This window comes from Acinetobacter sp. TGL-Y2 (assembly GCF_001612555.1).
Lineage (GTDB): Bacteria > Pseudomonadota > Gammaproteobacteria > Pseudomonadales > Moraxellaceae > Acinetobacter.
This window is the reverse complement of the sequence record NZ_CP015111.1, coordinates 250,270-273,267: the sequence shown is the minus strand read 5'-3', so window position 1 is coordinate 273,267 and position 22,998 is coordinate 250,270. Positions and strand designations below refer to the sequence as shown.

Here is a 22,998-nt window from a genome sequence, read left to right as displayed (position 1 = left end):
TGTTAGAAAAACGATAATAGGATTAATCGGAATGGCAGACCCTTTTGTAATATATACCATGGGTGATACATCACTCTTTATGGCTGCATTAAATGGTATAGCCATGATCTTCAACAACTCAGACCTGTTTAGTGGAAATGGGTATTTGGGTTTGGGGTTTGGGGCGTTTTTTGGTGCTTCTGTACTGTTATTGATAATGATTTATAACGCTGCATTTAAAAAACAAATGGAGATTAAAATATTATTAATGCCATTAATCCTATACATGATTCTAACAGGGCCAAAAGTTGATATAGCTTTACAGGATATTTACGGTCGAGATTCAGTAAAAAGAGTAGACAATATACCGATTGGACTGGCAATTCCTGCAACGGTAGCAAGTGGTATTAGTGTAGTTTTAACTCGAATTTTTGAAACAGCTTATAGTGTTGTTTCAAATAGCAGCTACAACATGCCAAAAATTACAGAAGATGGCTACGTGACGCCACTAAAACTAATTAATGCGCTAAGGTCTGCCTCTACTTATGTAGGTTCTTCAAGTTTATTAGAGACCACTAAAAACGTATACAACGCTTGTATCATCAATAACACAGCATTTAATTCAGAAGCATATTCTAAATCAGAAAATCCTATTCAGTATTTAGCGCAAGCTGCTGCTCAAGGAAATGGGCTTGTATATATCGTCCAAGACCCTGCAACAGCAAACCCGAATGTAAACAACTTGGTTTCGTGCGCAAAAGCTGGAGAAGTCCTTACAAAAGCGATGGATGCTTACATGGATGGTTCTAACGGTCCACAGGCAATCGAATACAGTATCATTGGGGATGTAGGGAAGTACAACCTACAATCTGCTATTAACGGTCAAATGATTAGCAATGGCAGTGCATCTGGTTCATCACCAAATGGCCGTGGTGGTTTAAATGGATATCAATATCAAGATGTAGTAGGTGCATTAAGTTCTGTTGTAGGTATGGGAGAATCTAGCTCACGTAATTTCATTGCAGCAACACTACTCAACCCATACATGCAAACAGCAAGCTACTGTTCTTCTTCAAGCTCAGACATGAATGCAATGTCAAAATGTACTGCTTGGGTATCTTCTCAAAATCAGTGGGAAGAAAAGAATGCTGCAGGCGCAACCGGTTTCTTAAAAGTAATGCAAAATGGTCAAAATTTATTGATCATGATTTCATTTTTATTCTTCCCAATTATTGTCATTATTGTGATGGTACAGGGTGCTGGTTCATTTAAAATGTTAGGAAATTATATGGCATTTACGGTTTCTGCTTATATGTGGATTCCAATGGCATGTTTAATTAATTTCTATATTCAACACACTCTAGCAGATGAATATTATAAAATTATTGTAACTAATGGCATAAACAATTTAACTCTTTTCACTGCACCACAGTTTTATGCAGCAGTGTCCCAAAAACTGTCACTAGCAAATGGATTTTTAGCAGCTATTCCTGTTCTATGCATGATGTTATTTAGTGGCATGATGGTTGGTATGAATCAACTGACATCAAGAATGAATCCTGCAGATGGCAATAATTATGATGCTAAAGTAAATACACCTGATATTCATAAATCAGCTCCATTATCAACAACAAGTTCAGCTATCAATGTTTCTGGACAAGGTGTTGTTTCGGAAGCAGGAAAGGTTAATCTAACGGGTTCAAGTTCATCAGCCTACAGCGCCGCACAAAGTCGATCTCAAGCAATGTCTAATGCAGCCAATCAAGTTGCTGCAGATAATCATGCATTACAACGTGCTATGACCGCAAGCTCAAGTCGTGGAACAACAGCTACGGATACCGTAGCAAACTCACAATCATCAACACAAGCAAATACACAAGCAAATAATTCAAGTGTTAATGATGGTTCAATAACATCAACAAATGCCGCAACTGGCGAGTCATATAAAGTTCAGGCAGATAAAAGTACTGGTCAAGGAGAAACTAAAGGTAAAGTGGTAAGTATTGGGGCAGATGGCTCAATTAGCCCTTCTAAATCAGCAGACACAAAAAATAATCTTAATAGTAAAGCTGGTGGCGATAAAGGTAAAAACCCTATCTTGGATGCTAATATTGGAGCAAGAATTGGAGGAACAGGTGTTTACGCCAACAATACAAATTCAAGCTCACAGATTGGAACAACTGATTTAGCAAACGCAAGCACCTCAACAGCAACAGGCACTCAAAAAGCAACAACTGATTCAACTACGATTGGTAAGAGTAATGATCAATCTACAGCGCAGATGATTAGCAATGCTAGGGCAACAGCCAATAGTAAAGAAGTCAATGATGCTGCATCACAAAATGCTGACATTAGCTTACTTCAACAGAAAGCAAAAAGTTCTTTAGCTGCTTACGATCAAGTTGCTAAAAGCACAGCAAGTATGGACCTTGCGGTTGCTGGTAATGCGTCAGAAATTGTGGGTACGCTTAACAGTAATGGTGGTCAGCAAAAAATGACCGATGCTATTAATGCAAGTCCAGATTCAGCAAACATGTGGCAAAAGATCAATAATGGAGATTATTCAACATCGAGTTTAAGAGACTCTGATAAAGAAGCAGATAGAACAATGAGTATGTTTAGAGCATTAAGCAACTCGGATGAAGCAAAAGATCGTAACGTTCCAATTGCACTATTAAATCCAGCAGCAGCTCAACAATTCCAAAAGAGTGATGAAAGTTTTAAAAGCCATAATGTAGAAGCACCTAACACGGCCAGTATTAATCAAATGAGTAATGATGTTCAGAGCAAGATCAGTCAAAGTGCAAAACTGTCACCACAACCTATGAAGCATCAAGCTGTTGAACCAGAACCAAAATTAGCGCCTCAAAGTGTTCAGATTTCACCACCGATGGAGCCACCAAAGAATAGTGTTCCGGTAACACCACCGCAAGCTACTGCTAACAACAATGCAGAACAAGTTCGAATAGCGAATCAGAGCGTACGAAAAGAAATGAATGACATAATTGGTAGAAGATAATTTAAAATTAATAATAAAAAACCCTTTGCGAAGGGTTTTTTATTATTAAAATTTTATAATATTTGTTTATTGTTTTTATTAATTTGATACTATAATGATATTAATTATTTACCTATCATTTGAGTAAGTCATGTCCGGAACTTTAAAAAAAGAATTTTATAAATCTTTAATGGATAAAGGACTATGTAAAATCAATAGTATTCCTGTCCCTTTTTTGACAAATTTAGATCAAGACTACACAGAAAATCAATACTACAATCAGCAAGATAGTAGTATATCAATACAGTTTTTGCGCTCTCAAGATTTCTTAAAGACAATTCAAAAACTACCGCTTTATGTCACTTCTCTACCCGTAGAATATTTTTCGGAAGCTGAACTCTGGAAACTATTAAGTGAGAATATTAATAGTATTTTGACATTTCCAAATGGTAGCGTAACGAAGGAAATGTATCATTATGCAGTAGGCCGTGATTATCGACTTTTTGCATTCTTAGATAATTCATTTCAGAATATTGATATTGTGAAAGAAGTATTAGCGCGTGAACCTCTAATGTTGGAGTATGTACAAGAAAGTTTAGCTTATTACTATATTTGTGAGTCAGCAATAATTAGAAACTGGAGGGCATTACGATATGTGCCTATCGAATTGTTTGATGATGGTTTAATGGAAATTGCTAAAAAGAATAAAAATGCATTTTTACTAGACATTATCCCATCGAATTTTATCAAAAGTGAATTGTACTCAGAGCAATTTAGAGACTTCCCAAAAGAAAGTATTAACTATGTTGTAGATACACTTCTCACCGACTTAAATCTTGATACTTTTATAGGTTTGCTGGATAGCGGAGATACGTTTACACCAGAAGACACTTTTAAAAGTGTAGACCCAAGCATTATATTTTCACCGAATAAGTCTACAGCTCTTATAAAAATGCTTGAACAACGTCCTAAATGGGTTCACTACTTGGAGCCTGCAGGGATATCGAGCCAAATGTATGAAGCAGTTATTCAAAGAAATGTTTATCCTAAATTAACACCATTGGCTTGGGATTTTAATAAAATCTCAATTGCTTATGAGATCAATCGAAAAGCATTCTCACAAGCGCCGATTGAAACAATTAATTCAATTGGGGGAGATCGTCTACTCCAAATTTTCCTAACTGCCATCGAGCAAAAATGGGTTGAAGCATTACCATTCTTCTTCTTTACAGGAATCCTTATTAATAATCCTGATGCCCATACATATCTAATGGAATATCGTACCCAATACAGCATTGCTAAAGTTGACAGCGTATCTTTTGATTTTGAGAAATTAAAGAGTATGAATTTCGCTGTTGATGAATTGCTTTTGGTTGAAAGCAAAGCTGAATCAGAATTTGAAGAATTATTTGAATTGAATATTGCTAATTATGTGGTTTTCCCTGAACGGGAAAAAACGTTAGATCGGACTATAGCATTTTTAAAGATATATCCAATGCATGTAAATCAGATTCCAAATTCTTTATTGGAAAATAAGAGTTCCGCAAAAAAAATCTTAAATGAAGTGGCTCAGGCCGCACGTTTTATTGAAGCTGAAAAAATCACAGCTATCTATTCAAGTCATTAAGGGACAACTATGAAGTTCACAAATCTAGCACTCTCATTTTGTAGTGCGACACTACTTTTAAGCACTGCAGCAAATGCATCAAACTTTTATGGTGGCGTTGACATTTACCATGTAGAAGGCGATGTTGAGGGTAAAAAAGGATACAGTGTAAAAGATGCTTCACAAGAGACATACGGCTTAACATTGGGTTATGCACTAAATGATTATGTAGGCATAGAAGCTTTCTATGGTGAATCTGACCAATATGAATTTAAAAATTTTGGCGCCAAATTAAATGTTCGTTATGTTCTAGTTGGTGATGTATATGGCATAGGGAGTGTTGGTGTCCAGCAATCACAATATGAAGCATTTAGAACAATTACTTATATTGATGGAAGGTCTGAGACGTCTACAAGCCAAGATAAAACCGAAATAAAGCCTATCTTTGGGGCCGGCATTGGTTACAGAATAAATGAACGTGTAAATATTGAAGCGAAATATAATAAATTGGAAGACCTAAGTAGCTATGGTGTTTCACTACTGATGCGTTTTTGATAATTCGAAATGGAGCATTTAATTGGCTCCATTTTTTTAAGCTATTTTATTTAATTCACTATATTTCTGATTGATCTCTTTTTCAATAAGTCGCTTTATGCTGCGGTCAGAGAAACTATCATCAATCCTTATAGTTGGGATTCCTGCTGACTGGGTGATATTGTCGCGTTTTCTATCTCTAGCCTGTACACGGTGGCTGCGGTGAGAACTTCCATCAATCTCAATGATCAATAAGACCTTAAAATCAAGCGTTGTTAACAACACATCGCAGTGGGCGCGATTGAAAGAATTTCTTATTTTTACAGTTTTACTCGTTAAAAAAGCACTAAAACTTACTTGGCAATGCATTAATACATTGTCGGGTAACATATTCTGAATTCGATAATAATAATCTTGCTCATATTTCATAAGAAGATCGGTAGTTTGAATGCTTTCATCTTCAAAATCATCTAAATCAGATGTATCAATCGGCTCAATTGTTTTTTCAGATTTTGACTTTTTTGATAGCGTGATATATAGCAATAAAGTCAGTGAAACCATTGATATAATTAGGTATGTGATCATCCAACAACCAGTAACTTATTATCTAAATACATTATAAACAATTTAAACGTTTACATGTCGTTCAATAAGTTTTTATTTATTTTATTTTATTATGTTTTTTTAACAAACATTATCACTTTTATATTCTTTGATTTTGCTCTAATATTAATTAAATATTTTTTTAGTTAATGAGCGCATAATATGACTGTTAGAAAGAATGAGTTGATTTCAGCTAATTTCGACAGTTACCTCACATCTGACAATCCACTTGGAGCAAACAATGATCTTGATATCATCAAGGCATGGCTCCAACACGCAGCAAGTAACTCAAAATATACCTTTTATAACTACTTAAAAGAGGTAAAACGAATTTGCTTGTATTGCGACTCTATCGGCATTCACTACACAGAACTTAAAGCCTTAGATGTAAACAACTATCTAGGAATATTGAAAAATCCTCCTGCAGAATGGTTGAAAAATGATGAAGCAGGAGTGCAGCTTAAAACACAAATTTTACTAAAGCCATTATCAACCAAATCTGTAGAGTACGCACAAGGCATCCTTAAGAACTTCTATAATTTTTTAGTAAATTCAGAAGTCATCAGGTCTAATCCAGTTAATCTATCTATAAAAATTAAAGTAGAGGAACAATATCATATATCAGGGAAGTCACTTTCTTTTGATGCTTGGGACTATCTAAGTGCTTGGCTTAAACATGAATCGATTAGAAGCAATCAAGAGAATAGAAGTAAGGCTGTTCGAGATCGGTGGTTAATGAATCTTCTATACCATACAGCTATCCGTAGATCGTCTGTTATTGGTTTATCAATGAACGCATTTAAGGTTTCAGACAAGGGCAAGCATCGTGTCTGGTGTATACATGTTCATACAAAAGGGAATAAGAATCACGAAATCATTGCCAGCGAAGAATTGATGAATGAATTGAAGTTTTATAGGCAAGCGATTGGGCTAAAGGAAGTACCATCAAGAAATGAAGAAAATATTCCATTGATACCAGCCCTGAATAGAAATAAATCAGGCATATCAAAGATGACTAACAGTATATCTTTAAGAGGTGTAAATTTTGTAATAACGGAAAGCTTAAAATTAGCAGCTGCAGATTGTGAAGATTATTTTATTGCACAAGAGTTACTGAAAACCACACCACATACATTTAGGCATACGAGTGCTATTCATAGATTGAACATCGGTATTGATTTAGCATCAACACAGCATCATTTGGGGCATAAGTCTATAAATACAACGATGATCTATCTACAGGACACACAAGATCATCAAGTTGAAGAAAATGAAAAATTTAATGAAATACTGAGGAATAGAGTTAATAAATTTGACAATAAATTTTAAGAAAAAGCCTGATACTAAATCAGGCTTTTTTTAGCAAGCTATTAAGATCACCATCACAAACAATGTGTGGAAGTGTGACGCTTTTCGTTAAATTTCAAATAAACATTAATTAAACATATAGAACATTGTTTTTAATTAATGATAAAAAAATATTAACTAGACGAACCTGTCTGTATATGAAAAAAGATTGATAAATAATAAAACTTAATGAGTGCTGACAAACATTTCTTATTTACTGTCTCAAATTGTTAATATATGACAATAAGGTAATACTTGTAAAACATAATAGCCAAGAATAGATGCACACAATAATAGTTGTGTGCAGTTATCGGGGTGGTTCAAAATTAAGTTCATGTTTTATATATACTAAATTTAATGCACTTGTTGAGCTAATAGCTCAACAATTCTCGAAAAAGTATCATTTTTAATTACAACGATTCAGTTTTGTTTAAGAAAAATTTAGTTTAATTGATAAAATGATTCAAGAAGTCATTACAAATGATTGATTTGAAATCCCCCATCGGATTATTATTACTTAATTAAACATATCAATGAAATTTGTGTGTTATTTTAAATGCTCAAATATCGAAACGCCAAATTGCATTTCGTGTAATTCGAACTATTTGAGTGTTTAATAATCGTTTGATTTAATGCGAATAGACATTGAGGTCCAGTATGAAAACCACAGTTAGTACAACTGCAAAAAGCAAGCATGTGCCAGCACTTGTAGAAATTGAAAACAAAGGTTCAACCAAGAGTCAAATTGATAAATTATTTGCCTCTAAAAGCCCAAGCTCGACTCATCTTAAAAAGCTTAATTTAGACGCTGACCAAATCCAGCGACTTATGATTATTGCTAATGATATTCTTGACGGCCGTAAAAATGAAGATCGTGAAAATGCACAACTTGAAATATTAAGACTTGTTAACAGTCACAAAATTCCATTTGATGCTTTGACTGAATTACTTATAACTTCTGATGCTGTCTACACAGATAAAGGTAGAAGCAAGAAAGTATATATTGACCGTAAAAACCCACATAATAAACCGTGGAACTGTGTAGGTCGTCCTCCTGTCTGGATTACAGAGGCTTTGGACAAAGGCATAGATATCGAAAAAGAATATGCTGTAGCTACAGCAGAAGATAAAGACCATATATCATCTTGGTTCTTTAATCCAAACCGACCTTCTAGCCGTTGGAATGGTATCGGTAATAAGCCTCGTTGGTATAAAGACTTAGAGGCACAAGGCAAAGATATGAATCAATATCGAGCGTTTTTTTAAAGACCTATACTGTCTATTCAAAAAAGCACCTTTTAAAGGTGCTTTTTTTATCTGAATAAAATTCCATGGCATAAAAACCAAGATGCATAAGCAGGAATACTACAAGTACGGATTGTTTTAAGAAGTAAATATAAACTTGATGTACATCAAGATAAAGAAGAAATAGATCATTGTATAAACAGATCAATATATAAGCATTAAGTGAATATAGAGATAAATGGACATTTAAATTCGATAAAAGTATCTAAAAAGAAGCAAACAAGCTAAATTATGTGCAAATCAGCAATCTTTTTAAGTTTATATTGGGTGTTTCAAAATTTGACACGCCCTATTTTATGCAATATTATTCATATCAACAAAACATACTTTTAAGAGCCTAAAGATGTCAAACGAAAACAAAACACGCATTGTTTTATTTATTTCACAAAAAGGTGGCGCTGGTAAAACAGTCAATATTGTCAATTTGGCAACTGTTTCTTATTACGAAGGAACTAAAGGAATTGCTATCCTTGACTGTGACACACAGAAGTCAGCACTCAAATGGAGTGATACATTCCGAACAGATAAATTGCGAAAAATTGAAGCATTCTTCCCTATGGTTGTGGGTCCATCAAATGATGGTTCAATCCAAGATACAATTGATTATCTTGCTGAGTATTCAAATGAAATTTGGGTAGATACAGCAGGCTATATTGGTGACGATGCAACAAATGCTAAGCGTATTCTTGAAGAAGTTATTCCTCTTGCAGACCTCATTGTTATTCCGTGCAAAGCATCTCGAAGCGATGTCTGCTCTACAGTAGATACCATTCGATTTGTTGAAGACATTCTTTCAGTGAATGGTAAATCAGATACTCCACGCTGTATTTTGGGTTCAGATATTCGAGGGAATGACAAAGGATACGGTTATTTCTTGAAACTTTTTAGTTCGGATGAACAGTTCAAAGAATATTCAGCACAGTGGAAAATGATTAAAAGTTATATCCCTTCTGCTGCTCAGTTCGTGCGTAATGTTGATATTGGTGGTACTGCATTCTTCCCTACCCGTGTTAAATCAGTCATCACAGCTTCAATTGGAGCTTATCAAGAAATGATGGCACTGCTTGGAATCAAAAACAGAAACCAATCAGAAGCTGAAATTATTGAAGGTTTGGCTAATCTGGGTAAAGTTCGTAAAAAAGCAATGCAAGAGACCATTGAAATGCATGAAGATCAAGAAGATCAATCTGAATAAAATAATTCATTTGTTATTGTAGGGATAATAGATATGAGCGATGAAGTGCAACAAAAGCAAGTTAAAAAGCGTCCTCTCCTAAATAAAGGTGCTGCCGCAGGGGTGAATCCACCCATAACAACAAACTCGCAAACAAATCATACTAATTTGGAGCGTGATGGTGAAATTCGAGTAAAGCTTAGTCAGATTGGTAAAGTTGATCAAATGCGGGCTGACATGAATGCTGATGGTTTAGCCAATCTTATTGAATCAATTAAAGATATCGGATTGATGCAAGGAATCGTTATTAGAAAGCCAGACCCTGCTTTTGATAATATGTCTTTACTTAAAGAAGGCCAAGAGTTTGTGGTCCTTCTTGGCCATCACCGCTATGACGCTCTTAAAGAATTAAACGATGATCTAAGTATGACATGTCGTTTTATTCCGCAAAAAATAGTACCGACATTAAGAGATGTTGTTAAGTTTCAGTTGCATGAAAATGATGTTAGATCATCGATAACACTTTGGGACCGGACCAAATCTTACAAACTCATCACCGAGTCCGACCCATCTCTAACGAAAGTTGAAGTTGCAAAGGATTTACGAGTCGATTCATCTCAAATTTCACGTTACAGTAAAATTAATGAACACCTTTACAGTAAAGACCATAACCGCCAAATTGTTGAAAAATGGGGTGTTAGTTCTTTAATTGGTGTTTATAAGATTGCGCTTTTAGTCGAAGCAACGGAAAACTGGGAATCAATTATCCGGAATCATTTTGTTGATGATAAAAAAACTTTTTTACCTGAGAAAATGACTGAAAGTAGTATTTCCGCGCTTGTAGATTCAATTTTGAAACCAAAGCCAAAGGTGGAGCCTGTTGTTCAAGTTGAGAATCCAACACCGACTGCGACTACCTCAACAACGCCAGTGGAGTCTACACAAACAGATACTAAAGAAGACAAAGGAACTCAGGAGAAACCTGTTACCAAGGCAAATCCATCAAATGACGACACAAGTGCTTTCACTCAAAATTTAGCGGCTGAAAAAGCATTCTCAGAAGGAACTGTTAGTAAGGCAAATCCTACTTATGATGCGCCACAAGTACTGGGTGCAACTACTACAACAGTTGAAAATCAATCTGGTATTGTAATAGACAAGTTGAATACTGATTTCTTAAGAGGTGTGGCTTTTGTTTTATCTTTGCCTTCCGATTATGGGATTAATGAAGTTATTGATTTACTAAAAAAAGAAGATGGCCAACGTCATTTTGAGACTGGTGCAGAAGTCACATTGAATACAATTCTTGAAAGTTTGAAGTAGGAAATAAAGGGTTAATCCCCTACGTTAACCCCAAATTTTTGCAGTCAAGAAAAAAGCCATTCAAATATTGAATGGCTTTTTAGGTTGAGTGTATGAAGCAGAGGATTAGGCTGCAACTATTTCTTTATCACGGGAATCTAAAATGTCTACAAAATCGACCTCTAGTTCTAACTCCACAAAAAAGAAAATAAGTGTTTCAAATTTTTTAATTAGTTCTTCAAAAATAGAAATAATCAAAGCTGTAGAACACTTACTGGCTGTCAAAAGTTTAGCAAGAATCCGATGACCTTGTAGCTGATCATAAGATGGAAACTTACCTACTACATCGCAAATCTTATTGAAAAGTAAACGCTGATTTATACTAAGTGAACAATCATGCAAAGGTCTATTAGTTTCAAGATTTAAACAAGCTAAAGTGATATTATTTAAATACATTGTAAAAGTTGATTTAGGTTTTTCATGCAATTGTGCAGAATCATCAAGAACAACAGTACAACAAGCATCAACAATATCTTGTGCGTCAGAAATAGATTTCTCTACATCTGAATTACTCATAGCAATTAAAGAATCAGAAAAAGGCTGAAACTTATTCATTGCATGAAGCACAGGAATACCATTAGCTTTTCTAAAAGACCATTGATTATCGACCTTAATTTTTTTACGACCAACATTCTCAAGTAAAGTCAAAGAATGACTATACATACCAAAAGCTAAGAATATTGAAATACTAGAAACTGGTTTATTAAAATCAATTTTAGAAAAATCCCAATTAATTTCTTTTACATATTTTCCAGTAGTAATATCCATGCCAAATGGAAAGTTCATTTTAGATGATAAAAGAGTATCTTTAATCGATAATGAACATCCAGAAGTGGTATGAGCAAGTGGCTGAACTTCTTGAAAACCCATCCCCAAAAAATACTGGATACGTTGAATAAGTACAGCACATTTAGGTGTAGTCACATTTGCAATAGACAAGTTTTTCATTAGGGTGTACTCCGATTGCGCTCGGATGACGGAAATTTAGCTTTTGCTAAACAACCATCATCACAAACATAAAATGTTTTAGAATAATGGTTGAGCAAAATTAATTGCGAAATTTCACTTTATATCGTATAGACATCCCCTTCTATTTTCAATCATATTTTAAGTAACAATTTAAGAATAATATTTTAAAACATATAAACATTAGATAAATATTTATTAAAATTTGTATTCCTGATTTGTGGTATATGGTATTATAAATATAATAAATAAATATGCTATGGGGTTTAAATTGAATAACAATCAAATTGATGAGCAAATATTAAATAAACTTTTCAATGCAGAGCTTCGCAATAAAGTTAGCAATCCTATTACGCCTGTTCATATTGAAAACGACAATGAAAGCCTAATTGGATACAGTGTTATTCGTAGCGTTGAAAGTATTGATATTGATGAGATTTCTTATGGTAAGCAGCTAATTGAGATTTCAGACAGCATAGAAAAAGCGATGTACTTGAATAAAAACAATACATTAGACTTCTCTAAAAAATATCCAAAAATACTTAAAACATTAGTTGAAGAAATAAATGCTTCTTATAGCTTGGCAAGGGTAATGTTATTAAGTAATAACCTGTCAGAACAATATAATACAATTAAAGGTTTATCAGACGATATCACGATTAAATTAGATTTATTAAAAAAAGAGATCGTAAAGATACAGCCTGTAATTGATGAATATTCAGGTAACACATCTCCAGCCATAAAAATGCGAGTTGGCCTTTTAGAACAATTTCAATCTTTTCAAAATCTACGAATAAAATCGATTGAAAGTAATCTAGAGGCAAGTGCTTCTACATTGGTGAATTGCACAAACTTTTTGTCATTTACGTTACCTAATTTAACTTATGCTTTACAAAGCAAGTTATATAAAACCAATTTAAGTGATTCTCTTAAACAATATAAAGTCGCAATGGAAGACTTTGGAAAAATTAAGGTACGGAACTCGTTTAAACTCAAGCTGTTAATATCACTATTATTTGGTGGTATGGGTTACATATTTATCTACTGGTTGGCTGGTTTTGGAAAAGACATTATTTTTATTGCTGGAGGATTATTTTATAGTTCATTAATTGCACTTGTTATAGCTATATTTGTATGCTTCCCTGCGTATGATGAATTAAAAATTTCAATTAACAAAGGAAGTGGGAGCCTTCAGAAAGCGATGGACGAAGGTGATGATATAAGTATTATGATAGGTTTATTCATCTTAGGTTATGCATTGTTTGGGATAGTTATTAGCTCAATTGATATCTTTATCAATGATCTTTCAGTGTTAAAAAATAGCACACTGACTTTTGCATTATGTTTAAGCTCAATATTAATTACGTTAATACCCTTTTCTTATAAAATGTTGAATAAAAATAGAAAAGATTCAAGTGAATTTGATGGCATTGTTAAACAATTAAGTGAACTTGAAAATAAGTATAATGATGATAAAGCAACAAATGCCGAAAGCGATGATTACAGAGATAAGATGAAAAGTCGCAGACCTTACAAACTGTAAAATTAATGGTAACAAGGCCCCCTATTCTTGTATTAGTTGGACAGCTTTAAAAAACTCTTTATAATCAGGGCCTGCAACATATTAAGTTGAATGTTTCACAGAGTACAGGAACAACTATGGATAAGGGTAACGAGATGGCAGCTTTAGATGTTTCAAAACTTTCATTAGATGAACTGTTAGAGTTAAAATCTCAAGCAGAAGTAGAAATAACAAAAAAAATTGAGATGGAACTGACTAAAAATCTCGAAACTATTGCAGAGATCATTCGGAAAAACAAAATTCCATTTACGTCAGTCTTAAAGTCCTTAAGAGACGAAAATGCAATATTTCAAGCAACTGATCAGAATGGAGAAATTAAACCTCTATACTACAACCCAGCTAACCCGATTGAAATGTATGATGGTGCAGCAGGAAGAAAGCCTAAATGGTTTAGCGAACTAGAGAAAAACAATAAGGATTTATCTAAGTTTGAGATTGACATATATTCCTTTTTGAATCCGTACAAAAAGAACAGCTGAATAAGAATCAATGAGTAAAAAAAAACCATTCAAATTGAATGGTTTTTTAGTTTTGAGAATAGATCAACGAGGATTAGTCGATAATTTTTTTAGTTCAATAATAAATTCATACCAAAAGACAGAAACTATTGGTAAAAGAATAATATTGATAATTAAAATAATAGTTACTGGCGTTATATCATTGTTAATTTCTTTAATAAAAAAGAAATTGATAAATAAAAGAATGCTAGTAAACAGAATTGTAGCAATAAATTGAAGAACCAAAGTTAAGTCCAAACGTGGAAACTTGATCTTCTTAGAAGCTGGTTTAATAGCTGATAAAATAGAAATATTATTGCGTTTCATGAGGTATTGCTCCGATTGCGCTCGGATGACGGAAATTTAGCTTTTGCTAAACAACCACCATCACAAACATTTAGTTAAGAATGAGGTTGGAATAGCAAAATAAATGCTTAAATAACACGCCAATAATATAGAGACTTAAGCTCTAATTCAATATTTTTTGGATAAAGAAAAACCATTCAAAATAAATTTGAATGGTTTTTAGTTAGAGAGTTTAAATACGAGGGCTAGTCATAATTTTTCTATTTAGAATGTTGATATTCAGTACAAGACTTTGCGTATTGATATACACATTAACTGAAAAAATCAGGCCTAAGAACAGTGAGAAGAATGTCAGAAAACCATAACTTGCTGAAATAGACAAAGCCAATTCATAAGTAAAGTTTGCTGCATAAAGAGCCAACATAGCAAAGACACAACCTAAAAAGACTTTAGAACCAAGAACAATTGTCTTAGTAATCAATTCTTTATTTTCAAAATTGGCTAAGCTATAACACATTGACATCACTGATATACCAATGGCGATAGACAACATTCCAAGGAATACAAACTGTGTAAAGAAAGCAAAAACTAAACCACCAATGATCATTGAAGTAATGATAATCAGAAATAGGCTTGAGATTGCGTTATGAATTAAGTTTGATACTGGATTCATGAGAGTATTGCTCCGATTGCGCTCGGATGACGGAAATTTAGCTTTGCTAAACAACCGTCATCACGAAACATTTAAGTTAAGAACGAGGTTGAAATAGCAAATAAATTGCGAAATTTCAGGTTATATCCTATACAGGCACGGCGCTTTCATCAACTGTTTTTTAACAGCATTTGATTTTTTGCCAAAAAAAAAGCTATTCATAAATGAATAACTTTTTAGGGTAGAGTAATAAAAGCAGATGGATTAGATCAGCAATATAGTCAAAAAATTAACGATCTTGTTGAGATCGACTGAATGACTGATTAGGCATTTCAAAATCTTCTAATGAAGGAGGTTCGCCAAAATCAAAGTTATTATCAGAATGTTGCTCAGCATGAGGAAATTCATGATCATAAAATGAATCTGGAGAATAATGTTCATCAAAGTTTTCTGAAAAACCATCATTAGCAAAATGATAATCTTCATCAAAGTTAGATTGCAGATTTTGCTCATCTAAATGAAATTCATCATGAAAATGAGATTGGTCAGCAATATCAATATTGCTGTCTTCAAAATGATGATTATTTAAATCTAGATCATCAAGAAGAACGGGACCATTCATATCTGTATTGGTAGTATTATCAGGAACCAAAGTATTTTTAAACTTAGCAGATTCAGATGATTGAATCATTGTAGCTGCAAGGTTTTCAAACATTTGAGATTCAAATAATTCTGTACATTCGCTTAGTGCAATAATTAAGTATCTAAAGATACAAAAAGCAAAAAACGCTAAAACTAGAACTAGGCAGATAATCGTAACGATATAACCAGCAAAGTTGTATTTAAGTGTATAGAAAGCAATACCAATAACAAAAACAACCCAGACTAACAAATTGCTAGTTCGGATAAGCATGTGAGTGATGAAGGTGTATTGTCCTATTAGAGCTGAAATATAGTTAAAGGCAAAGCTAAAACAAATACTAAGAACAATAGGCACAACAATAGGCAGGTCTTTAAAAAAGAATTTGACAAGTAAATAGGTAGAACCTAAATAAGCAATCAAAAACGCAATTAAAAACAAGACAATTGAAGATTTTACTAAAAATTTCATGAGGTGTTGCTCCGATTGCGCTCGGATGACGGAAGAAATGCTTTTGCATATCAACCACCATCACAGTTCTTTTAAAAAAGTAATAAGGTTGATGCAAAATGAAGTGCATATATTCTTTTATTATCGTATCCGCTGACTTGATTCGTTTCAATAACTATTTACGCTTTTCTAAGCGTAATCACTACCCGACTGATAAGTTACTAATCATTAGTTAACAATCGCACTTATAGCACCTAAATAGCCTCAGAATGACTAAAAGCAAGATTTATATGTCTTAGTGTCATCCTTGAGTAAAACCGTCAAATAGAGCAATTTAGAGCGTAAGCAATGATATTTCAAACGAATCCCCTATTTGCTCCTTAAGAATCAATTTATTTCAAAATAAAAAAACCATTCAAAATAATTTTTGAATGGTTTTTAGGGATAAATTGAAGTTAATGTGAGTTAAACATTAATTTGAATGATCATTGATGTATTGAGTCAATTTCATTAATTGCTTATGTGCAATCTTTAAGGCAACAATGCTGGAAATAAAATAAATTGCTATAGTAAAGATAGATGCATACATGACTTCAACGCTGAAAGGCATATAGACACCATGATAAAAAACAAATATAGCAAACATGGTTGGCAAGACAACAAAGAAAGAACCTTTGATTAGGTAAAATTCTTTATTGAACTTAAAGTGCAAGATTGCAACAACTGCAAACGTATACGCAAGAGTTAATAATATAGCAATGTTGGATGTTTCAGATTTAAAAAATACAACAAATGCTAAAACAACAGTTAAACATAGAGTTACAGAGCTTGAGAAGCTTTTAATATTCATGAGGATATTACTCCGATTGCGCTCGGATGACGGAAATTTAGCTTTGCTAAACAACCATCATCACAAACATTTAGTTAAGAACGAGGTTGAAATAGCAAATAAATTGCGAAATTTCATTTAGGATATTATATAAACTTATTTTCTAATTCAACTTGTTAATTAATATTTTTGATTTAGGTATATTCAATTACATGCTCAAGTGCTTGGCGAACTAAATCATTCAAGCTTTTACCTTGAGCAGTGGAAGAAATTAAACCGCGTGTGCGGTATGTCATCTTGTGAATGCTCAAAACTATATTAACAGCATTCTATAAACCGCGTGTGCGATATGTAACAAATTAGTCCATCTAGAAAATTGGATAATTTACCAATAAACCGCATGTGCGATATGTAACTAGAGCGATTTTATCATAAACCTATAAATTATTGATATTTCCAAGATAAGTAACATCAAACCCAATTATTTTTACAATAATATAAAACCATGTATTTTATAAATATTTTTTACTACACATAATTATTGGTATTTTTATTTATTATGAAGAAAAAGCCACTCAAATAAATTTGAATGGCTTTTAAGTTTGAGGGTTAATTAGTGCTGATTAGACACCAATTTTCTCAGAAGAAGTGGAATCATCAATCGCTTTAGATTCAACATCATTTGGATATAGTGTGTCCCACATGAATAGAGATGCCTTAGTAGCTTCTTTAATTGCAGTACGAAAGAAAGTTTTACTATCTTCTTTAGTAAGTGATAACCATCCAAAGATATAAGCTGAATGGCTTTCAAGTGGGATTTTTTCAACGCCGAACATTGAAGAAGCTAAGACTGCAGTAAGTTCAGCAACAACCTCCTCTTTGGCATAGAGTACAGAACCAAAAGGACCTTTCTCCCAATCGCTACGAACATACCTATGGGTAGCATGAGATAATTCGTGTAGCACCGTATTTATATACAGTTCTTGAGTATGACAGTCTTGAGGTGCTGGCAAATGAATTTCGTGCTTAGAACGGATGTAATAAGCTTTACCTGATTCTGGAACATGAACAATTTTGACATTCATTTTTGAAGCGAGTTCATAAATGATTACTTGTTGTTCAGCAAGATCAGGTAATTCAGCAATTTCATTTGAAACGACCGGATTTCCATCTGCATCTACAACTTGGTCTAGGTTAAAGACTAAATAATATTTGGCAAACCAAACATCTTTATCTTTATCTTCTTTGTCCTTAAAGGTACTCCAGAATTCAACAGGAGATGCTTTTTCACCTTTACGCACATACCAATCATTAGTTCGTAATTGCTTATGGGTGGCCCATTCACGCGAAGTATAACCACGTTCTTGAGCAATGACAGCGAGGATAAGACTGTTCATGCCGTTATAGCGTTTGCCTGTAACAGCATTACGATGAGGTTTAGCAATACCAAAAGGCATTTGCCACTTACCAGTACCGAAAAGTTCTTCAATTTTTTTTGCTAAATTATTGAATTTATCTTTAACAGTTTCTTTGTTGAATTGAGTCATGAGGGTATTGCTCCGATTGCGCTCGGATGACGGGAGATAAGCTTTAGCTGATCAACCGTCATCACATTTAAAAAAATGAAATAGAATACGGTTAAACAGCAAAAATAATTGCTAATTTCCAAGCTCTATCCTATATGCAGCATAGAACTAGATCAAGACGTTTCAGCGAATAAAAAGCCCTACAATAGATAGGGCTGTCAATTGGTTCCGCAGAAAGTTATCAAGACACAACTTTCTTAGGTGTTTCCACAAACTGATGATTGTTTTTCTTTAGATAGGTTTTGATCAAACCAAGATTAAATTCAGGAGTGTATTTAGGTTTATCATCCTTCACTGTTAAAAATTTACTTCTAGCCATTAATACTGCAATTAACTTTGCAATTTCAGCACTGCCATTGAACTGTGATTTAAGTGCATTCTCCAAACCATTACTCGTTTTTGGTACTGAGGCCCGTAACAACATACTCAACACACGGCAATATACTAATATGGCGATTTCATCATCACGATCTGCAGAATCATGGTTAAGTAAGGTACGTTTATATGTACCTTCCTCACTCTTAAGTTTTCGAATGAGCGCACCTAAGCGCTGATATATAGATTCAGTGCTCATGCTAGATAGCGAAGTCTTATCTTTTTTCTCGTTTTTTAGAGAGTTATTTGTCTTAGTATCCCCTTTCTTTGGTGTGTTAATTGCAGAAGACGTACTCTTTCCTGTTTTTGGAAAAGCAACCTTTTGTGCTGGGCTTGGTAATGGGTCCAACAGAACGGGAGCCTTTTTAGTAGTTGAATGGCTATTCTCTAACTTATCTAGACACGGCGCATTAGCTGCAGGAGGTTCAAATGGTAAAATTTGGAGTGCATTAATTTTCTGGGCCTGCAACAGACCTATAATATTTGACATCATCTTGTCAGCTGACATGATATGAATTTCATCATCTGATTCACATGTATGGGCCAACGTTCCGGCAATATAAGCAAGTCCTAAATCTGCAGAGTTTTTTCCGGTCTTACTCATCTTATGAATGAATAGACGTTCTTGCTGAATGAAATGGCTTAACTTAACGACCATATCCATATCAAAATTGGTTTTTAGCATGGCATAGACTATGTAAACATACTGGTATTCATTGAATAGCTCTAGAATTTGTGCAGATGTTTTAGTGTTGTTTTCAACGTCTAATAAAAGTATCTTTTTCATTAAATTTTCACCGTATTCATTACTATAGCTAACCAATAAAGACCTATCTACAAAAAATTCATCGCTTCTTTGTATTAAGGTATTTTTCAATAGAATCTTTGCAAACAATTATATTTTTGCCGTGCTTTGTGAAAAGTTTTTTATAAATCATAAATTCAAGCAAAGCCCATGAAATTTTACTATTACTGCCCTTAGCAGCTTTAAGAAAACGGCGCATACCAATTCTTGTTTTTGGTGGATGTGACATTTTAAGGATTTTTCTTAAAGTGTCAGAAATTAAGCTTAATGCGAAGTGCCTATCTGAACCGGTACGGCCATGTGCATACTTCCTTAAGGTTTCCGCATCCATATTCTTTCTAATTCTTGCGTAGAAGTGACCATCTTGATTTGCAGTGTCTTCGGTGAAATAAACCTGACCTTCTAGTGCCGGCACAGGGTCTACATCATCAATATTAAGCACTGGAATCTTCACCAAATGTAATGCTAATGGATAGGTTTGGAATGGCTCATCAAGAGTAGATACACGACCATCTTCATTATGAGTGATCGAAAGATCATTAGTAATTTCTGGGTTCAATTCAACTTCAATGGATAACAGCTGATCATCATGAAACACAGGATAGTCAGTATTCATTATGTTTGGAGGAAAACGCTCTTGATCTTGCTGTACTGCAAGAGACGTATCACATTCAATATTGAGCAAAGGTATCCTTGTTTGGCACATCCCCGCTTTGGAAAGTCCGACACATTGGATTGAATCTGGTACAGGGCCATAGTCATCTGGAGTGTTTGAAACATCATTAATGACCAAGGCATATTTATTACGCCTTCCCTTAATGGGAGCCTGTCCTATTTTTTTATAGGATGGTTTTATCGCGGAATCAGTTTTGTTATAAAGATCACTTAAAATACTATCTGCATGTGAGTAAGCTTCATCTTGTGTATATAAGTGACCATTACTGGCTACTGGCTCTTTAGAGCTTATATGCGTAGTTCCGACTGATATGAGTTCAGATGAAGTCACACAAACGCCGTGCATAAATTTTGGATTAGATATCTTGTTTAATAGAGCGTATTCATCACTCTCACTTAAGGGCTTAATTACATAATCTGTTAATGAATCATTGTAATGGCAAAGAATGGAATCAAGACATTTTGTGGAGACATTAAATCGCTTTTCTTCCAAGAATTTGATTAATGAATCATACCTATTACTATTAGCCACAATCGATAATGAGCTTCTTTTGAATAAGTAACTTTCACTTAATAAAAGATCATAGACAATATAGCAACCTAAAAGATCAAGCCCTGCTGTAGCAATATCAACGAAGGATATTTTTTTTCCAAAATGGTTCGTTAAGCTAGTGATAAGACTTGATAGGTCGTATTCATTTGGATTAGAAGAATCATAAATAATAATGAGCTTATGAGCAGACTCAGACCGTTTGATGAAGGCTTCCAACATGCCTTGCGACTTACTTGCATCAGTGATATCAAACAATTGAGCATCGTACATATAAAAGCGCTTTTATTATGCTTAGTTAATAAAAAATAATATAACATTTATCTAATGTTTTATTAAAAAACATTATATTATATCAATTAATTCATTTTTATTAAATATAACTGAGTATAGGAATCATACATGAGCAGCTTAAACATATCTGAAAAAAATAATGAATTGCTAGAAGAATTAGCCAAAAGAGCCAACAGCACAGTTGACGAATATTTGGGGGCGACACTTGATCTTACTCACAAACTTCTAGATGAATTTGATAATGACAACGGCCCACAAAAACTAAACAGCTTACTGTTCATTGTTCTGCAATCCTCACGCCAATTTATGATGAAAACAAATGCTGCCACCATGGAAATCAGTTACGGCGATACAACCTTGTCTTTAAAAATTAAAGATGAATTGAACGATTTGGCAGAACAAGACGGGCATGAAGAACCAGCCGACTACATGGCTCTTATTAAGAAAGAACGTCCTTTATTTGAAGAAAATTACATTAAGAATGGTGGTAATTTTCAATATTTAAAATGGGATGAATGTGATGATGGTACTGGCTCTTATCAGGTTGATTGGGAAACCATTCAAGATAGTGGCCCTCAGTTTGATGAACAGATTCAAGAATTTGCCGAGCATGTGACCAGTTGCCTTAATTCATGGATTGAATGTGCTAAATCTAAAGCTATTCCTTATGGGCACTACTTAATGCCAATGCAACCCGACCAAGATATGCTTGATAAAGCAAAGCTTGAATTTGAAGGCTTAGAGATTGATGATATTCAAGATCGCATTGTTTGTTCTCACCAAGCAATGATTCGAGTTTGCAGTAATCCAGCTCGATAATTTATTGATTAGTGTGAATTAGTTTTTAACTTTTTCACACCATAATTCTTAAAAATAATTGTTTGAAATAGTAAACAAAATTAATATCTTAAGGAAAAAAATGAGCAATGATGCTGGGTGTTTAATCTACCGTATTGACGCTGAATTATGGATAGGTTTGGGTGATGAGTATGAAAAAGACACACTGAATGGTAAAGCCAATGAAGTATTAGATATGACTGAAAATTTATTGGTTTTAGAAGATGAATCAAAGATTTCACTTTTTGAATATATTAATGATTTGATTAGTTCAGATTGCTTGACGAAGGAAATGATACCGTGTTCATTGGGTACGTTCCTTGAAGAAAAAATAGAGCTTAAAGATAATAAAAGACAATGGCGTGTCTTATTTACTGATATAGGGGCATAAGAGAGTCTTAGAAGTGAATTGGTAGGCTTTTGCTCTTAGCATCGTATAGTTGCAATGAAGTATGTTGGGGAATACATGAAAGATAATGAAATAAGCAAGGCAAATGTTCAGAGTATATCTAGTTTATTAGACACGCTCATTTCTGCTGCAGATAAATGTATGGCCAAAAAACATAGGGTTGAGAAAACTATGTTCGTAACCGCCGTATGCTTACTACTCTTAATGATTGCCTGCTTTGGATTATTTGGACTTATAAGCAGCGGATTACATTTAGAAGCACTTTTAACATCCCCTATTCTTTTATTCCTTCTCTATATAAGCATAATTCAAGCTTTAACCTTCTGGAGGTCGAGAGACCACTTAAGCTTCGATATACGGAAATTAGTGCGTGATGTAGATGAGGGTAGAGTGCTGATACAGAGCTTTATTAAATTGCCTGAGCTAGACAAAATCAACTTGATAACAATTGGAATAAAATTGACTTACCTTCAAAGCTTGGTGAAGCTGGCAACATACAAAAATGGTGCAAGGTTAAAATAGATATCAAAGACCCATAGAAAAGCCCAATATTGTTGGGCTTTTTAGTATCAAATCAACTTAGCTATATTTTTAGTCACTTTAAAGTAGCGAACCCCAGTAAAACTTACATCTAGGG

21 protein-coding genes are annotated in these 22,998 nt (G+C 33.9%); 12 read left to right on the top strand and 9 right to left on the bottom strand.

The window, feature by feature from the left end:
* Positions 1 to 31: 31 nt before the first annotated feature.
* The 3 genes from AMD27_RS17775 (at position 32) to AMD27_RS17765 (ending at position 5,138) form a co-directional block, all read left to right on the top strand.
* Positions 32 to 2,998: a conjugal transfer protein TraG N-terminal domain-containing protein gene (locus AMD27_RS17775; protein WP_067664062.1), complete on the top strand. Its 2,967-nt coding sequence runs from the start codon at positions 32 to 34 to the stop codon at positions 2,996 to 2,998.
* 130 nt (positions 2,999 to 3,128) lie between these two features.
* Complete coding sequence (locus AMD27_RS17770) at positions 3,129 to 4,604, top strand: hypothetical protein (protein ID WP_067664059.1); 1,476 nt, start codon at positions 3,129 to 3,131, stop codon at positions 4,602 to 4,604.
* 9 nt (positions 4,605 to 4,613) lie between these two features.
* On the top strand, positions 4,614 to 5,138 hold the full coding sequence (locus AMD27_RS17765) for an outer membrane beta-barrel protein (RefSeq protein WP_067664056.1): 525 nt from the start codon (positions 4,614 to 4,616) through the stop codon (positions 5,136 to 5,138).
* Between the two features lie 36 nt (positions 5,139 to 5,174).
* Here the strand turns inward: AMD27_RS17765 and AMD27_RS17760 are convergent, their stop codons facing one another.
* On the bottom strand, positions 5,175 to 5,702 hold the full coding sequence (locus tag AMD27_RS17760; protein ID WP_081406037.1) for a DUF2726 domain-containing protein: 528 nt from the start codon (positions 5,700 to 5,702) through the stop codon (positions 5,175 to 5,177).
* A gap of 180 nt (positions 5,703 to 5,882) precedes the next feature.
* Between AMD27_RS17760 and AMD27_RS17755 the strand changes: the two genes are divergently transcribed.
* The 4 genes from AMD27_RS17755 (at position 5,883) to AMD27_RS17740 (ending at position 10,869) form a co-directional block, all read left to right on the top strand.
* A complete protein-coding gene (locus AMD27_RS17755; protein ID WP_067664049.1) occupies positions 5,883 to 7,049 on the top strand; it encodes a tyrosine-type recombinase/integrase in 1,167 nt (388 codons plus the stop codon).
* Positions 7,050 to 7,724: 675 nt separating this feature from the next.
* Positions 7,725 to 8,333 (top strand): hypothetical protein, encoded by a 609-nt coding sequence (locus AMD27_RS17750; RefSeq protein ID WP_067664046.1) that lies wholly within the window; start codon positions 7,725 to 7,727, stop codon positions 8,331 to 8,333.
* Between the two features lie 382 nt (positions 8,334 to 8,715).
* A complete protein-coding gene (locus AMD27_RS17745) occupies positions 8,716 to 9,567 on the top strand; it encodes a ParA family protein (protein ID WP_067664043.1) in 852 nt (283 codons plus the stop codon).
* 33 nt (positions 9,568 to 9,600) lie between these two features.
* A complete protein-coding gene (locus AMD27_RS17740; RefSeq protein ID WP_067664039.1) occupies positions 9,601 to 10,869 on the top strand; it encodes a ParB/RepB/Spo0J family partition protein in 1,269 nt (422 codons plus the stop codon).
* 105 nt (positions 10,870 to 10,974) lie between these two features.
* Here the strand turns inward: AMD27_RS17740 and AMD27_RS17735 are convergent, their stop codons facing one another.
* Positions 10,975 to 11,856: a hypothetical protein gene (locus tag AMD27_RS17735; RefSeq protein WP_067664036.1), complete on the bottom strand. Its 882-nt coding sequence runs from the start codon at positions 11,854 to 11,856 to the stop codon at positions 10,975 to 10,977.
* Between the two features lie 289 nt (positions 11,857 to 12,145).
* On the opposite strand from AMD27_RS17735, the gene AMD27_RS17730 reads away from it, so the two are divergent.
* Together AMD27_RS17730 and AMD27_RS17725 are read left to right on the top strand one after the other, a co-directional pair.
* Complete coding sequence (locus AMD27_RS17730; protein WP_150115856.1) at positions 12,146 to 13,417, top strand: hypothetical protein; 1,272 nt, start codon at positions 12,146 to 12,148, stop codon at positions 13,415 to 13,417.
* 116 nt (positions 13,418 to 13,533) lie between these two features.
* Positions 13,534 to 13,935, top strand: a complete 402-nt coding sequence (locus tag AMD27_RS17725; protein WP_067664030.1) for an H-NS family nucleoid-associated regulatory protein — start codon at positions 13,534 to 13,536, stop codon at positions 13,933 to 13,935.
* A 63-nt stretch (positions 13,936 to 13,998) separates the two neighbouring features.
* On the opposite strand, the gene AMD27_RS17720 is transcribed toward AMD27_RS17725, so the two are convergent.
* The 7 genes from AMD27_RS17720 to AMD27_RS17690 form a co-directional block, all read right to left on the bottom strand.
* Complete coding sequence (locus AMD27_RS17720) at positions 13,999 to 14,280, bottom strand: hypothetical protein (RefSeq protein ID WP_067664027.1); 282 nt, start codon at positions 14,278 to 14,280, stop codon at positions 13,999 to 14,001.
* A 211-nt stretch (positions 14,281 to 14,491) separates the two neighbouring features.
* On the bottom strand, positions 14,492 to 14,932 hold the full coding sequence (locus tag AMD27_RS17715; RefSeq protein WP_067664024.1) for a hypothetical protein: 441 nt from the start codon (positions 14,930 to 14,932) through the stop codon (positions 14,492 to 14,494).
* 268 nt (positions 14,933 to 15,200) lie between these two features.
* Positions 15,201 to 16,022, bottom strand: coding sequence for a hypothetical protein (locus AMD27_RS17710; protein ID WP_067664021.1), 822 nt, complete (start codon positions 16,020 to 16,022; stop codon positions 15,201 to 15,203).
* A 451-nt stretch (positions 16,023 to 16,473) separates the two neighbouring features.
* On the bottom strand, positions 16,474 to 16,851 hold the full coding sequence (locus AMD27_RS17705) for a hypothetical protein (protein WP_067664018.1): 378 nt from the start codon (positions 16,849 to 16,851) through the stop codon (positions 16,474 to 16,476).
* Positions 16,852 to 17,453: 602 nt separating this feature from the next.
* Positions 17,454 to 18,377: a zincin-like metallopeptidase domain-containing protein gene (locus tag AMD27_RS17700; protein ID WP_067664015.1), complete on the bottom strand. Its 924-nt coding sequence runs from the start codon at positions 18,375 to 18,377 to the stop codon at positions 17,454 to 17,456.
* A gap of 220 nt (positions 18,378 to 18,597) precedes the next feature.
* Positions 18,598 to 19,668, bottom strand: a complete 1,071-nt coding sequence (locus AMD27_RS17695; protein WP_067664012.1) for a PIN domain-containing protein — start codon at positions 19,666 to 19,668, stop codon at positions 18,598 to 18,600.
* Complete coding sequence (locus AMD27_RS17690) at positions 19,637 to 21,094, bottom strand: hypothetical protein (protein ID WP_067664009.1); 1,458 nt, start codon at positions 21,092 to 21,094, stop codon at positions 19,637 to 19,639. The genes AMD27_RS17695 and AMD27_RS17690 overlap by 32 nt, the downstream gene beginning before the upstream one ends.
* 129 nt (positions 21,095 to 21,223) lie before the next feature.
* Here AMD27_RS17690 and AMD27_RS17685 point away from each other — a divergent pair, with 129 nt between their 5' ends.
* From AMD27_RS17685 to AMD27_RS17675, 3 genes are all read left to right on the top strand, one after another.
* A complete protein-coding gene (locus AMD27_RS17685; RefSeq protein WP_067664006.1) occupies positions 21,224 to 21,934 on the top strand; it encodes a hypothetical protein in 711 nt (236 codons plus the stop codon).
* A gap of 100 nt (positions 21,935 to 22,034) precedes the next feature.
* A complete protein-coding gene (locus tag AMD27_RS17680; RefSeq protein ID WP_067664003.1) occupies positions 22,035 to 22,343 on the top strand; it encodes a hypothetical protein in 309 nt (102 codons plus the stop codon).
* 75 nt (positions 22,344 to 22,418) lie between these two features.
* Positions 22,419 to 22,883 carry a hypothetical protein gene (locus AMD27_RS17675; protein WP_067664000.1) on the top strand — a complete coding sequence of 155 codons (465 nt, stop codon included), beginning with the start codon at positions 22,419 to 22,421 and terminating at the stop codon, positions 22,881 to 22,883.
* Positions 22,884 to 22,998: the final 115 nt, after the last annotated feature.

What these genes read in the sequence shown, in the direction of transcription:
- AMD27_RS17775 (WP_067664062.1), top strand. Translation starts at nt 32, where the DNA reads ATGGCAGACCCTTTTGTAATATATACCATGGGTGATACATCACTCTTT.
- AMD27_RS17770 (WP_067664059.1), top strand. Translation starts at nt 3,129, where the DNA reads ATGTCCGGAACTTTAAAAAAAGAATTTTATAAATCTTTAATGGATAAA.
- AMD27_RS17765 (WP_067664056.1), top strand. Translation starts at nt 4,614, where the DNA reads ATGAAGTTCACAAATCTAGCACTCTCATTTTGTAGTGCGACACTACTT.
- AMD27_RS17760 (WP_081406037.1), bottom strand. Translation starts at nt 5,702, where the DNA reads ATGATCACATACCTAATTATATCAATGGTTTCACTGACTTTATTGCTA.
- AMD27_RS17755 (WP_067664049.1), top strand. Translation starts at nt 5,883, where the DNA reads ATGACTGTTAGAAAGAATGAGTTGATTTCAGCTAATTTCGACAGTTAC.
- AMD27_RS17750 (WP_067664046.1), top strand. Translation starts at nt 7,725, where the DNA reads ATGAAAACCACAGTTAGTACAACTGCAAAAAGCAAGCATGTGCCAGCA.
- AMD27_RS17745 (WP_067664043.1), top strand. Translation starts at nt 8,716, where the DNA reads ATGTCAAACGAAAACAAAACACGCATTGTTTTATTTATTTCACAAAAA.
- AMD27_RS17740 (WP_067664039.1), top strand. Translation starts at nt 9,601, where the DNA reads ATGAGCGATGAAGTGCAACAAAAGCAAGTTAAAAAGCGTCCTCTCCTA.
- AMD27_RS17735 (WP_067664036.1), bottom strand. Translation starts at nt 11,856, where the DNA reads ATGAAAAACTTGTCTATTGCAAATGTGACTACACCTAAATGTGCTGTA.
- AMD27_RS17725 (WP_067664030.1), top strand. Translation starts at nt 13,534, where the DNA reads ATGGATAAGGGTAACGAGATGGCAGCTTTAGATGTTTCAAAACTTTCA.
- AMD27_RS17720 (WP_067664027.1), bottom strand. Translation starts at nt 14,280, where the DNA reads ATGAAACGCAATAATATTTCTATTTTATCAGCTATTAAACCAGCTTCT.
- AMD27_RS17715 (WP_067664024.1), bottom strand. Translation starts at nt 14,932, where the DNA reads ATGAATCCAGTATCAAACTTAATTCATAACGCAATCTCAAGCCTATTT.
- AMD27_RS17710 (WP_067664021.1), bottom strand. Translation starts at nt 16,022, where the DNA reads ATGAAATTTTTAGTAAAATCTTCAATTGTCTTGTTTTTAATTGCGTTT.
- AMD27_RS17705 (WP_067664018.1), bottom strand. Translation starts at nt 16,851, where the DNA reads ATGAATATTAAAAGCTTCTCAAGCTCTGTAACTCTATGTTTAACTGTT.
- AMD27_RS17700 (WP_067664015.1), bottom strand. Translation starts at nt 18,377, where the DNA reads ATGACTCAATTCAACAAAGAAACTGTTAAAGATAAATTCAATAATTTA.
- AMD27_RS17690 (WP_067664009.1), bottom strand. Translation starts at nt 21,094, where the DNA reads ATGTACGATGCTCAATTGTTTGATATCACTGATGCAAGTAAGTCGCAA.
- AMD27_RS17685 (WP_067664006.1), top strand. Translation starts at nt 21,224, where the DNA reads ATGAGCAGCTTAAACATATCTGAAAAAAATAATGAATTGCTAGAAGAA.
- AMD27_RS17680 (WP_067664003.1), top strand. Translation starts at nt 22,035, where the DNA reads ATGAGCAATGATGCTGGGTGTTTAATCTACCGTATTGACGCTGAATTA.
- AMD27_RS17675 (WP_067664000.1), top strand. Translation starts at nt 22,419, where the DNA reads ATGAAAGATAATGAAATAAGCAAGGCAAATGTTCAGAGTATATCTAGT.